This is a genomic window from Caldifermentibacillus hisashii (assembly GCF_039654145.1).
Lineage (GTDB): Bacteria > Bacillota > Bacilli > Bacillales > Caldibacillaceae > Caldifermentibacillus > Caldifermentibacillus hisashii.
Genome location: NZ_CP155467.1, coordinates 3121436 through 3135444 on the forward strand (window position 1 = coordinate 3121436; position 14009 = coordinate 3135444).

The 14009-nt window shown below is 35.5% G+C and carries 11 protein-coding genes; 7 read left to right on the top strand and 4 right to left on the bottom strand.

Features of this window, described 5'->3' with window-relative positions; genetic code table 11:
• Positions 1-33: 33 nt before the first annotated feature.
• Positions 34-489, bottom strand: coding sequence for a hypothetical protein (locus NSQ14_RS15260; RefSeq protein WP_328187042.1), 456 nt, complete (start codon positions 487-489; stop codon positions 34-36).
• Between the two features lie 437 nt (positions 490-926).
• Here NSQ14_RS15260 and NSQ14_RS15265 point away from each other — a divergent pair, with 437 nt between their 5' ends.
• The 5 genes from NSQ14_RS15265 to NSQ14_RS15285 all read left to right on the top strand — a co-directional run bounded on the left by NSQ14_RS15265 (position 927) and on the right by NSQ14_RS15285 (position 7966).
• On the top strand, positions 927-1598 hold the full coding sequence (locus tag NSQ14_RS15265; protein WP_346216553.1) for a response regulator transcription factor: 672 nt from the start codon (positions 927-929) through the stop codon (positions 1596-1598).
• A 1-nt stretch (position 1599) separates the two neighbouring features.
• Entirely contained in the window at positions 1600-2601 is a 1002-nt protein-coding gene (locus NSQ14_RS15270) for a sensor histidine kinase (RefSeq protein WP_346216554.1), read from the top strand.
• 233 nt (positions 2602-2834) lie between these two features.
• On the top strand, positions 2835-3602 hold the full coding sequence (locus NSQ14_RS15275; RefSeq protein ID WP_326974037.1) for an ABC transporter ATP-binding protein: 768 nt from the start codon (positions 2835-2837) through the stop codon (positions 3600-3602).
• Entirely contained in the window at positions 3595-5571 is a 1977-nt protein-coding gene (locus NSQ14_RS15280; protein WP_346216555.1) for an FtsX-like permease family protein, read from the top strand. The genes NSQ14_RS15275 and NSQ14_RS15280 overlap by 8 nt, the downstream gene beginning before the upstream one ends.
• 367 nt (positions 5572-5938) lie before the next feature.
• Positions 5939-7966: a Na+/H+ antiporter gene (locus tag NSQ14_RS15285; RefSeq protein WP_343191408.1), complete on the top strand. Its 2028-nt coding sequence runs from the start codon at positions 5939-5941 to the stop codon at positions 7964-7966.
• Positions 7967-8176: 210 nt separating this feature from the next.
• Here NSQ14_RS15285 and NSQ14_RS15290 read toward each other — a convergent pair whose 3' ends face one another.
• Positions 8177-9040 (bottom strand): AraC family transcriptional regulator, encoded by an 864-nt coding sequence (locus tag NSQ14_RS15290; protein WP_340495759.1) that lies wholly within the window; start codon positions 9038-9040, stop codon positions 8177-8179.
• A 144-nt stretch (positions 9041-9184) separates the two neighbouring features.
• On the opposite strand from NSQ14_RS15290, the gene NSQ14_RS15295 reads away from it, so the two are divergent.
• A complete protein-coding gene (locus tag NSQ14_RS15295) occupies positions 9185-10744 on the top strand; it encodes a glycoside hydrolase family 31 protein (protein WP_340495761.1) in 1560 nt (519 codons plus the stop codon).
• Positions 10745-10884: 140 nt separating this feature from the next.
• A complete protein-coding gene (locus tag NSQ14_RS15300; RefSeq protein WP_346216556.1) occupies positions 10885-12081 on the top strand; it encodes an MFS transporter in 1197 nt (398 codons plus the stop codon).
• Between the two features lie 192 nt (positions 12082-12273).
• Here the strand turns inward: NSQ14_RS15300 and csx2 are convergent, their stop codons facing one another.
• Complete coding sequence (csx2, locus tag NSQ14_RS15305) at positions 12274-13533, bottom strand: TIGR02221 family CRISPR-associated protein (protein ID WP_326974040.1); 1260 nt, start codon at positions 13531-13533, stop codon at positions 12274-12276.
• Positions 13534-13599: 66 nt separating this feature from the next.
• A complete protein-coding gene (gene csx20 / locus NSQ14_RS15310) occupies positions 13600-13992 on the bottom strand; it encodes a CRISPR-associated protein Csx20 (RefSeq protein ID WP_326974041.1) in 393 nt (130 codons plus the stop codon).
• Positions 13993-14009: the final 17 nt, after the last annotated feature.

The window sequence follows — 14009 nt, forward strand, 5'->3', positions numbered from 1 at the left end:
TTTAAGACTGGGCTTTGCAAATCATTTTTTATATTACACAGGGACAGTGTTTAGTTCTTTTAAGGAATAATGATTTAATACAATCCCTTTTGTTATTAAGAAACGTTCGAATAGTTCATCCATATAGTTATTAAAGGCTTCTTTTTGAGCATGATTAGAGTGAATCATTAATTCCATATGGTAAGGTTTATAACTGGTTATCTCCCCATCTTGTCCAGTTTCAACCATATATTTCAAAATGTTATAGCCATCTTGTTCAAGTTGGGAATTTAGTTTGTTCATATATTCTTTAAAAGCGATGAGATTTTGGTCCTTTGCTTGAAAGTCAAGAACTAAAGCATAGTCTTCTTCAGCATTTGGATTAATCTGGTTCTCATGATAGTCGGTTTCTGCGTTGTTCTCCTCAAACCATAAATCACAACTGGGACAATAATAAGCATCATCGATAAAACGATAATACATTTCGTGTTTACAGACAGAACATTTCATACCGGCACATCCCTTTTCTTTTAGATATCATCCCTATTATAAAGGAGAAAGCGTAGTATGAATCTTACAATTCTGTTACGGTTTTCACAAACATAAATTTTAAGCAGTTCACTACAATACAGCCAATTTTATATGTTAATATCCTAAGAACAAAGTATCACTTTAAACATTAATCAAACAAATATGAATCCAGTTAGAAGGAAGGTTTTTCACTCCGATAATCGTTAGTTGAATTAATTCGGATAACTGTTTCTATTTGCCTACTGATGAAAGACTATTATAAGATAAAATTAACTAGTAAAGGTAGTGAGCATATTTTTGACAGAGCAATATATACACAAATTGATTGTACACAATGTTTGTTTCAATAATACGAGTGGCCAAAACTTAGCTTTCCTTAAAAACGTAAAACATAATGAACGAATGGAGCATGTATCATGTACAAAATATTAATAGTTGAAGATGATATGGTGATTGCGAAAACGGTAAAAACGCATCTTGAATCATGGGGTTATGAGGTTGAATATATTACCGATTTTCATAATGTCATGTCTCATTTTGTTTCGTATAATCCGCAGTTGGTTTTATTGGATATCTCCCTCCCTTTTGTGAATGGGTTCACCTTATGTAATGAGATTCGGAAATTGTCCAAAGTTCCGATTATTTTTATCTCTTCCGCTTCCGATAATATGAATATTGTCATGGCGATTAGTATGGGAGGGGATGATTTTATTGCCAAACCATTCGACCTGACCATTCTCACATCAAAAGTACAGGCATTGCTTCGGCGTACGTATGATTTTACCGGACAAACAAATTTATTAGAGCACCGTGGGGCGATTGTAAACACAAGTGACGCCACATTAACCTATAATGGCCAAAAAATTGATTTAACAAAAAACGACCAAAAAATTTTGCATGTTCTTCTTGAAAATAAAGGGAAAACCGTTTCAAGAGATGTCCTGATGACTCGGCTATGGGAAACGGACAGCTTCATCGATGACAATACATTAACAGTAAATATTAATCGGCTTCGCAAAAAGTTAGAAGCGATCGGGCTCCATGATTTTATAAAAACAAAGAAAGGACTCGGCTATTTGGTGGACTGATATGAAAAAACATAGAGAAAATCTGCTGCTGCTATATTTACATAAAAATTGGAGACCGCTCGTATTGTCCACCCTTTTTGTCTTATGCTTTACCATTGTTTTTTCGCTTAGTCATCTGCCCCTTGCCCCGATTCTTTACGCCGTCCTTTTATGTCTATATATTGGTCTCATCTTTTTTATTGTTGATTTTTTAAAATTTATCAAGCGGTACAAAATGCTAAAAATTGCACACAAAACGATAACGGTGCAAATCAACCAATTACCTGTTCCTCAAAATGCGTTTGACCGTCAATATCAAGAGCTGCTTCAAATTTTATATAAACATAAGAATGAATTAACCGTTCATGCCGACAATAAGCAAAAAGATTTAGTTGACTATTTTACCCAATGGACCCATCAAATCAAAACACCCATTGCGGCGATGCGACTGCTTCTCCAATCGGACCAAACTGAGCAAAATTCCGAGTTGGAAATGGAATTGATGAAAATTGAGCAATATGTTGAATTTGTTCTGCAATATCTTCGTTTAGAAAATATGTCCAATGATCTTGTTTTAAAAAAATATGATTTGGATGGGATTATTAAGCAAGCGATCCGGAAAAATGCCAAATTATTCATTCGCAAAAAAATTAGCCTCAACTATGCCGGCGTTAATTTTACAGTGTTAACGGATGAGAAATGGCTGCTCTTCGTCATTGAACAAATTCTCTCCAACGCATTAAAGTATACAAAGGAAGGTTCGATTTCGATTTATACGAAGGGAAAAAGGCTGATTATTGAAGATACCGGCATTGGTATACGAGCGGAAGATTTGCCGCGAGTTTTTGAGAAAGGCTTTACCGGATACAACGGACGAGCCTTTAAACAATCGACCGGAATCGGCTTGTATCTTTGCAAACAAATTCTCGCAAAGTTGTCACATGATATATCCATCCAATCCGAAGTTGGAAAGGGAACTAAGGTCATTATTGATTTAGAAACGAAGGAAATCGGGGTGGAATAAGTCCTCCCTATGAGTCTGTCCGATGAAGGCCACAACCGGTATAGCATGTATCAATCGTCCGATTAGCGATACATTTATTCAAGTCTATGCGGTGGTTCATGGACAGTCTTCGTTTTTTTCACCTTACAAAAATGTAAGAATGAAGGCGAATCTGTAAGCAAAAGTTATGTCTGAACTGGTGGAATCATTGCTATACTGAACATGTTAATTTCGATAGAGACGGAGGAATTTACATGACATTACTTGAGGTAAAAAATCTTAAAAAAATATACACAACCCGGTTCGGCGGCAATCAAGTTCAGGCACTCACAGATGTCAGTTTTTCAGTAGAGGAAGGCGAATATGTTGCCATTATGGGCGAATCCGGTTCCGGAAAAACGACACTGTTAAATATTTTGGCCGCACTTGATAAGCCGACAAGCGGAGAAGTTTTACTTGAAGGAAATAATATCGTTTTGATAAATGAAAAGGTAATATCCGCTTTTCGTCGGCAAAATCTCGGCTTTGTTTTCCAAGACTTTAACTTACTCGATACGTTTTCATTACAAGATAATATCTTTTTACCCCTAGTTTTATCCGGAAAACCGTATCAAGAAATGAACAGTCGATTACAGCCGCTCGCTGAAAAGTTGCGAATTAAAGACATTTTATCAAAATATCCTTATGAAGTTTCCGGCGGTCAAAAACAACGGGCGGCAGTTGCCAGAGCCCTGATTACCTATCCGAAGCTTGTGCTTGCCGATGAACCGACCGGTGCCTTGGATTCGCGCTCGTCTGATGATTTGCTGCAAATTTTTTCACAAATTAACCAAGAAGGACAAACGATTCTTATGGTTACCCATAGTACAAAAGCCGCCAGCCATGCCAGTCGCGTCCTATTTATCAAAGATGGGGTGGTATTCCATCAAATCTATAAAGGATCCTTATCTACTGAGGAGATGTATCAGAAAATTTCCGATACGTTAAATATCATTGCAACGGGCGGTGCGAGAAATGAGTAAATTTTTCTACGCAAAGCTGGCCATGACGAATATTAACAAAAATCGAAAAACCTATATACCATATATTCTCACGTGCATCAGTACTATCGCCATGTTTTATATGATGCATTTTATTTCCGGAAACCCGGGTTTGAAAAAAATGTCTGGTGGGGATGCCCTGATGATAATTTTAAATCTAGGTAACTATGTCATCGGGATATTTTCAGTTATTTTCCTATTTTATACAAATAGTTTTTTAATCAAACGGCGGAAAAAGGAATTTGGACTATTTAACATTCTTGGAATGGAAAAGAAGCACATTATCACAATTATTGTTTGGGAAACCTTCTTCGTCACTGTTATTAGTCTGTTTATTGGATTAATGAGTGGAGCCGTCATGGGTAAATTAATGTTTTTACTCTTAAATAATATTTTACATTTTGAAGTGCCGCTTACGTATTTTGTGTCGATAAAATCAATGGGAATGACTGCTGTTCTTTTTATTGGTATCTTTGTCCTTACACTGTTGAACAATTTACGACAAATTCATTTAGCCAAACCGATTGAATTGTTGCGCGGCGGACAAGTCGGTGAACGAGAGCCAAAGACGAAATGGTTTCTTGTCTTAATCGGCGTGGCAACACTTGCTTATGGCTACTATATCGCACTTGTTACCGAATCACCATTAGCTGCGATCAATAAATTTTTCTTAGCCGTCCTGCTCGTTATTGTCGGGACATATGCCTTGTTTACAGCCGGGACTATTGCTCTGTTAAAATTATTGCGGAAAAATAAAGGGTTCTATTATCAAACAAAGCATTTCATCAGTGTTTCCGGTATGATTTATCGAATGAAGCAAAATGCAGTTGGTCTGGCTAATATTTGTATTTTATCCACAATGGTATTGGTCATGTTATCGACAACCGTATCTCTTTACATTGGAATGGAAGATGTATTGAAGACCCGGTATCCGAAAGAAATTGATGTAACAGCCAATAATCTTTCAAAAGAAGCGTCACAATCCGTGGAAAAAATGATCAAGGAGGAAGCGGAAAAATACCAAGTCAAATTAAAAGATCCGGTGTCTTATCGCTCGGCGTCATTTCCTGCAATCAGAAAAGGAAATACGTTTACAACAAACGAAGATACCTTGAAATCATTTACAGATATTTCCATGATTGAACTAATCCCGCTTGATGAGTTCAACCAATTGGAGAAGCAATCCGTTACCTTGGAAGATAATGAAGTACTACTTTACACGCTTAAAGGTAAGCCAATTAAACATTCAATTATAATCGCAGGACAAAATTTTCAAATTAAGCAACAGTTGAAAGACTTAACAATTATTGGCGATGCTTCTGCCATGATGACAGATAGTTATTTTGTCGTTGTAAAAGACGAAGATACCGTTAAATCTTTGTATCCTACTGAAGAACTGGATGCTGTTGAATGGAAAGATTTATCCTATTTTTACGGCTTTGATGTAGATGGGAACGCAAAAGATGAAATTGCTTTGACAAAGGCATTGAATAAAAAATTGAATGAAGCTTCCATCGACGGTCAGGCAGAAGGTCGCGAAGAAGCGAAAGAATCTTTTTACTCCCTATATGGCGGCCTGTTTTTCCTTGGTCTATTCCTCGGTACATTGTTCATCATGGCAACCGTCTTGATCATGTACTATAAACAAATATCAGAAGGCTACGATGACAAAGAACGATTTGCAATTATGCAGAAAGTTGGCTTAAGTAAAGAAGAAATTAAAAAATCGATCAAGAGTCAAGTACTGATTGTCTTCTTCCTGCCGCTTGTCGCAGCTGTTATTCACATTGCCTTTGCCTTTAAAGTCATCACCAAATTATTGGCGCTGTTAAACTTAACAAATGTTGGACTGTTTGCCATCTGTACAGCTGCAACCATTCTCATCTTTGCCATGTTTTATGCTTTGGTTTATTCATTAACGGCAAGGGAATATTATAAGATTGTCAGTTAACAATGAATTGTCCACTTTAAAAACATAGGATATTTAGCAAGTAAATGCAGGTCCCGAGTGGACTTGCTTTTTTTGCTAATAGGAATGTAATTTGCCAGAGTAATTATTCTGTGAACTCTTTATTAAAAGGCAAGGGATGGTTCTCTTGCCTTCTTTTTTCCTATTTTCCAATATGGTTAAGTACTCAAAATCGACGAAGGAAAATTATTATTATATAATACGTTTGAGAGTTTATGGAATTCCCCCCTCCGATAACCTGTTTCCTCTATCCTCTTTAAATAATGATTGCAGCAATTTCTATATATGCCTCAAATAATATAACCTTTTTTGCTTAAAATACATGATAGAAAGGGGAAGAAAACGATAGATGAATTTACTAATTACCATCTTACTACTGCTTGTTTGCTTACTGATATCAAATATTATTAGCCGCTACACCCCATTCATTCCAACCGCTTTAATTCAAATTATGTTAGGGATTTTTCTGGCCTTTATTTTCCGTGATATTTCATTTGAGTTAGAAACCGAGTGGTTTTTGTTATTATTTGTTGCACCGCTACTTTATAATGATGGCCGGCATTTTCCTCGTGAAGAGTTATGGAATATGCGAGAGTCGATTTTAGGAAACGCAATCATCCTTGTTCTACTAACAACTCTTGGTGGTGGCTATTTTATTCATTGGTTGATACCCGAAATACCACTGGCAGCCGCATTTGCCTTAGCAGCCATTTTATCACCGACAGATCCGGTTGCTGTGAACGGCATTGCTAAAAGAATCCGGATTCCGGACAATGTTTTAACTTTGGTACGAGGTGAATCGTTAATTAATGATGCTTCAGGGTTAGTCGCTTTCAACTATGCGGTAGCGGCGGTAGTGACCGGGTATTTTTCCCTGAAACAAGCACTGTTTGATTTTACCTATATGTTTATAGCCGGCGCTGTTCTAGGTTTAGTCTTAGGTTTATTTATTACATGGGGCAGGTATATGTTACGAAAAAAAGGAATCACAGATGTAACCTTTCATGCTCTATTTTCAGTACTAACGCCATTTATCATTTACATCATTACTGAGGAATTACTGCATGCTTCCGGAGTGATTGCCGTTGTTATTGCAGGAATTGTTCATTCGATTTTATCTGAACGAACAGAAACATTAGTTGCTGAAGAACGAGTATTAACTGAAAATATTTGGTCAATCATTTTATTTGTATTAAATGGAATCGTCTTTTTACTGTTAGGGTTAAATATTCCGGCTTCAATGGCGGAAACGGTGGCTAATCCAAATATAAGTAATTTATTAGCTGTTACCTACGTAATTGTTTTTGGCATTGTCATACTTGGTATTCGATTTATCTGGTCCTATATTTTTACCTTCTATAAATACCGGATTCGGCAAAAGAAAGGAGCCGTTAAACCAAGTGTCAAAACAAGCTTATTGGTTAGTTTAACCGGAGTCCGGGGAGCCGTTACAATGGCCGGAATTTTATCCATTCCATATGTAACTGCGGATGGTTCCTCCTTTCCGGAACGTTCACTTATTCTCTTTTTAGCAGCAGGCGTCATTCTTTTCACCTTACTGGTTGCGACTGTATTTTTACCGATGTTTAGTAGAAATGAAACACTGAAAGAAGAACATTTAGATCAAACAAAACTAGCACAAGCAAAAGGAAAAATCTTATTGGCTGCAATTCAAGTAATTCGGCAAGAAATGAATGAAGAAAACGGATCTGTAGCTTATGAATTGATTGATGAGTATAAATTACGCTTTTCCAACCTATTACCTTCCATCCAACAACCTGATACGAAAGACTACATAGATAAGTTGACAAACTTACGGTTATTTGGAATAAAAGAAGAACGAAAATATATTCAAACCTTGATGCAAAATAATCAAATCCACCAAAATATTTACGAGACTTTTGAAAATATCCTGGATAACAGGGAGGAAGTTTTATCGGATAATGTTCGAACAGGGACTAGTTATCTCTTTGGCAAAGTGTTGAGAGAATGGAGACGATTGATCCGCCAATATCGTAAAAAGAGCGAAAAAAGTCAAGCTACCTTACAAATGGCCAAGGATATCCAAATAAAAGCCATTCAGCAAGCAATAGAAAAATTGATAGAGCTTGAAGTGCCCGAGGATGAAAAGAAAATTGTACAAAAGGTGATTTCCGATTATAACCGAACGATTCGGCAATTAAAAAAAGCTGCAGCTCCTTATAACGAAAAATTAGAGGAATTAAAGGAAATACTGCGCATCAAAGTGATCGATGTTGAACGATATGAAATTCAAAAGATGGTGGAAGCCGGCGAAATCAGTAGTGAACAGGCCAAGGAACTGCGACGGTATATTAACTACATTGAAGGCATCACACTATATGAGTATTCGGAGTAAGTATTTTTCCAAGCTCAAGAGCCAATCAATAATTCGTTTCTCTTTCACCTAACAGATCATACGATTCGGCACATCTCTAAATGTAAAGAAAGAATCCATTTTGACCAATGATTGATAGACCAAAATAGAATTTAGGGGTCTGTCTCTCAACTATGACTACTTTTATGCAGAGAGGAGCAGACCCCGTTATTCCTGAATTATTCCATTCGCTCAACTATAAATTTTTTTACTCCTATACTCCCGATATTTTGAAGGAGACATGCCATACTTTTTTTTAAATACTTTTGAGAAATATGAACCACTTTTAAAGCCAACTGATTTTCCAACCTTCTCGATAGACCAATTTGTAGAAAATAATAACTCCTCGCAACGTGAAATACGAAAATCAGTTATATACTCTTTTAAAGTATAACCCGTTTTTTCTTTAAAAACTTGCGAAAGATAGGATCTGTTTATTGATAATGCTTCAGCTATTTCATTAATTTTTAAATCACGATAATAAGATTTTTCAATAATTGCTATGGCACGTTCTACATAGGAGTCAGCGTAAGTCAGACTTTTATTTTCTTTATCTTTCAAATTGTATTTAAAGTCAAGGTCTTTTTCGATAAGAGACAAAAGTATTAATAAATTTCCAATTATATAAAGATCACTGGTTTGATTATTTTTCTTGCTTTCTATTAGTTCCTTTAAAATCCGTTTAATTTCGGTAAAGGACTCTATAGATAGTGTTCGAGTAACAAGTGGATATGAGAGTCCGATTCTTTTAAGTATTGAATCGACTAAATCACCATCGATTCCAATCCATGCATAGGTCCACGGATCATCCTTGTCGGCTTGATAGAACACCATTTGATTCGGTTGAATTAAGAATAAATCCCCTTTTTTCAAGGAATAGGTAGTATCATCGATTTTAAAAATACCTTTTCCTTTTAAAATAAAGTGAATAATGGTGTATGGTTTTGTTCCAGGCCCGTAATAATGCAGAGGATAACATTCAGATTCCCCACAAAACATTAACTTTATATCTTTCCATTGAGTGATATTCAAACGAGTCAATTTTTCAATCTCCATATTTTTCCCCTCCAATCTAACAAAATTACAAATTTCTATAACAAAATGTACTAACGCTCATACAATTTGGTGTTATATTATGAATTTGTAAGGAAGCTGCGCAGCTCTTACTTGAATAATAACTTGTATGAAAGGGGTTTCCCTGTGAGTTACAAAATTAAAAAAATTTCGCCATCTTTAACTGAACGTATTCTCATTGACACAAATTCAGATGAATTCTGGTATGGTGGCTGTGTAATGGATGGACCTGTTTATCCATTTAATTCAGACTCAAACTATTCATTAGAAATGATTCATTTAGATACAGTAAACCAAGCGGCACCTTGCTACTTTTCAACACAGGGACGTGCAATCTGGAGCGAGGATGCATTTGATTTATATGTAAAAAACGGAAAACTAGAGATTGTTGCAAAATCAGATATTTACCTCTATGAAGATGGTACTACATTAAAAGATGCTCAACAAGTAGTAGCACAAAAAACTTTTGCTTTAGGCAATATGCCGCCAAAAGAATTCTTTGAAATGCCACAATGGAATTCATGGATTGAACTACTTTACAAGCAAAATGAAGTTGACATATTGAAGTATGCTAATGGAATTGTTGAGAACGGTTTCCCTGCCGGAATAATAATGATTGATGATTTATGGGCAGATTATTACGGTCGCTGGAAATTTTCAGTTCGTAAATTCCCTCACGCCAAAGAAACTGTTCAAAAATTACATGACATGGGTTTTAAAGTGATGCTGTGGGTTTGTCCATTTATTACTCCGGATACTGAAGAATATCATTTTTTACGCGACAATGACATGTTAATCAAATCAAAAGACGGCGAACCCGTTATTCGTAAGTGGTGGAATGGTTATAGTGCTATTCTTGATTTGAGTTACCCTAAAGCCTATGAATGGTTGAAAAATGAATTATTAGAATTACAGAATGACTTTGGGGTTGATGGATTTAAGTTTGATGCTGGAGACCCAAGATTCTACAGTAATGAAGACTTATCTTATATGAATCTAACAGCTTTGGAACATGTAGAATTGTGGTCGGCTTTTGGCTTGGAATTTCCTTTTAACGAATATCGAGTGAATTTTAAAAATCAAGGTGCTCCACTCGTTAATCGTCTACAAGATAAACGTTTTGAATGGGGGAAAGGCGGTTTATCTGAACTTATCCCTTCATCCTTAACGCAAGGGCTATTGGGTTATTATTATAGCTGTCCTGATATGATTGGGGGCGGAGAATATCTTAGCTTCCTAGAAAAACAAGAACTTGACCAAGAATTGATTGTCCGTTCAGCTCAATGTTCGGCTCTGATGCCTATGATGCAATTTTCAGTAGCTCCATGGAGAGTACTGGATAAAGAACATTTGGATTTATGTAAAAAAGCAGCTGAATTACATGTAGAATTTTCAGATTATATTATTCAACTGGCTAAAAATGCAGCTGTAACCGGGCAACCTATTGTAAGGCCGATGAATTATGAATACCCTGAATCTGACTTAAAATATTCTAAAACTCAGTTCATGCTTGGAGAGGATTTTCTAGTTGCGCCAGTTCTTGAAAAGGGAGCAACAAAAAAAGAAATATATTTCCCAGAAGGTAAGTGGAGCTCAATTCATAATGAAAGGGAAATAATCGAGGGACCGGTAACTATGAGTGTTGACGCAAATTTGTCAATCTTACCTGTATACAAAAAAGCATAATTTTTATCTTACTCAAATTCTGCGTTGTACGCGTGTTTTATTGCATCCTTACCTGAACATATAAATATAATTTTATTCCTGCAGAAAAAGGGTAAGAGTTCATTTTGACTTTTACCCTCCTTTTAGAAAGGAGAAGAACCATGACCATAACGAAGAATAGTTTAATAAGTAAATTAGCCGTTCTCTCTATTTCATTATTATTAATGAGTGGACCAGTTATTAATCCTGCTTTGCCACAAATAAAAGAAAGTCTTAGTATCTCGCAATCTCAAACTGAACTTTTATCAACGATCCCGAATTTTGCAGTAATTTTCTTTATCTCGATCTCCAGTTTTATAGCAAATAAAATTGGAATAAAGAAAACCATTGTAGGTGGACTGATTTTAGCAGGGATAGGCGGCTCACTCCCTTTATTCATTACAAACTATTCAGCCATTTTACTTTCCCGCTTTTTACTCGGTGCCGGGTTTGGTCTATTCAATTCATTGGCTGTTAGTCTTATCAGTGCTTTGTATGATGGCGATACAAGGGCATCCTTACTTGGCATTCGTAACTCAACCGAAAGTATTGGACAAGCGATTTTAACGGTTATTGCCGGTCTCCTGCTTACTCTTGGGTGGAAATTTAGTTTTGCAATATATTTACTAGCTTTTCCAATCTTAATTTTCTTTATCATGTTTGTTCCAGATATTAAAGAGTCTTCAAAGCATACGCAAATCGAAAAAGGCAAAAAAGAAAAATTACCAGCTCTCGTCTATTTCTTTGTCTTATTTGCAATCGTTCTTGTCATGAATAGCTATGCCATTACTGTTCGATTCCCATCTATGGCAGCAGAAATAAATGGACTTGGTTATAACTCTAGCATTTTTCTTGCAATTATGCCGATTTTAGGAATTATTGCCGGATTCGTTTTTGGATTTGTTAATAAAGTATTTGGACGTAAAACTGTCCTTGTTGGGATTATTTTAAACATACTTGTGAATCTATTAATTGGTTTTTCAAATGGAAATTTCACCATTTTACTAATTGGTCTTTTCTTATCAGGTGTACCAAATGCTTTTTGTTTTCCATACATCTATAACAGTTTAGGGACGATTACAAAATCTGAAAAATCCCTCAATTTAGCTACATCGTTAATATTAATCGGTTGTAATATTGGAGGGTTTATTTCACCAATGGCAATGCAATTTATTCAATTCATTTCAGGCAGTAATAAACTTGCTGCTCCATTCCCAATTTTTACAATATTACTCTTTGCTCTAATGATCGGCATTATTGTTGCCGATAGAAAAAAGCTAAAAACGAAAGAAACTACTTCAAATAAAATTGTATCATAATTTCATTTGTTTGAGGTGAAAAACTTCATAATGCACGTCAATCAGCATTTTTATTTATGATTTTAAAAACCGAATTGTCGTCGACCTCCCGGGATTTGTGCACTACTTGAGGTCGACGACAATATTTTCAGCCAGCCTAATCATAAAAAGAATAAAGTTCAACCAAAAAGCAAAACCGACCTACATGGCATTTCATCTTTTACCATAGTAATTTAGCAATTGCGTTTTATATGTTTCAAACATGCTTATAAAATGTTCTTCCAGTACTTTCGAGGAAAGCGGGTTATTTCTCCAACCCGCATGATTTATATCATTTCGGTTGTCTTTCATAGTATGCAAAATATTTAATAATTCCGGATAATCTTGTAAATCGTCAACTATTTTTCTATCTTCATCTTCCACTTCACCATGACTGCCATTTATTCTTTGACTTTCCTTAATGGCTGTGTTCAAAATCTTTGCTGCCCATTTCCTATCTTCCCGATTATTTATTTGCATATGATGTTTTAAGCATATAGCTGTAATCATTAATTCATCTGCCATGGTGTATGACTGTTGGTATAAGCCGTGTTTGAAGCACCATTCAATAGCCGCAACCCCTGAATATATCGGATCTTCATCGGCAATTGGCTTAATTTCACTTTCTACATTTAATAATAATTCATTTAATGGAGTAAATGCCGGACGTAACATGACATTTTTAACTGCTTGAATACTTTCTTTCGCTTTTTCGGCCGTGCTCGATAAGTCCATACTTCGATTTGTTTGTAAAGCAGATGCTAACTCCTGCCAATTTTTAGCAAGTTGACGTACATATTTAAGATCAATGGTTGATTTTCTTTCTTCTCGGCTTATTGCTTTTTCTCTATTTTGAATCCATTCAGTTAAACTTTCTACGCGCCCTGTTTTTATAAATGCATAGACATTGGTTATCCAATCCTGCAAATCAACAAAAGAGGTAAGATCAATGATGGGAAAGTCTTTTACTTCTACCTTTGAATCATACACACCATAATAAATTCCATCAACTTGGACATCTTTCGTAATTCTGGCAAAATGAATGGATAAAAGGGCCAACATAGGCTGATACCGAAAAGAGTGGGTAATATCAAAAACAATTTGGTCATTCTTCTCCATAATATTAATAATTGTATCAAATAATTGCCAAATGATATCAATATCCTGACGGGATGAAATATCATGAGCATGAATATTTAGCTTGGGATAGTTCATTAGTTTTTTATTTAATTTATTGTCACCATCCCAATTATTTTCTCTCGCTTCTTTTGTTAATAATACATGTATTTCGTCAATACTTGTATTCCTCTTATTATACAGGTCAATAATGGCTTCTTGAATGTATTCTGTTGGATTTGCTTTTACCCCGTTTAGTTCATAGTTGCAAGTATCATATTTACTAGTTCCTAAAAAAGTAATAAGTTTCCTTGCCATTATTTCACCTCCATTTAAATTTCATTGATTTTTTATGATGATTTACTTTTTCTGAGAGTAAGCAAGTTATTTAATCAAGGGGTATTTACGAAAATTGACGTGTTTAAAAACTCTTTTATTAATAATTGTTCCTTCGTCTGTTTTGGTTTCAACTACTTGCCTCTCAGTTGTTGCGTAGTATACGGCATGTCCATTTTTTTGTAACCAATTTACTAAGTAGACAGTTGCTCCGTATTCTCCCTGAACGATTGCGATATCTTCCCGATTCATATTGGATTTCAGCCAGGATATAATGTCAGCCAGCCATTTATCATTCCACGGACCGGATGGCGGAATATTCGCCCAAATATCCTTTAATTGTTCCGGCAAATAAATAATCTCATGACAATTTAATTGGTTCTTTAATTCTGTCATTTGTTCAGTCAATAATTCATGTGACATTACGACGAATACTTTCATATGCGTTAACTCCAAAA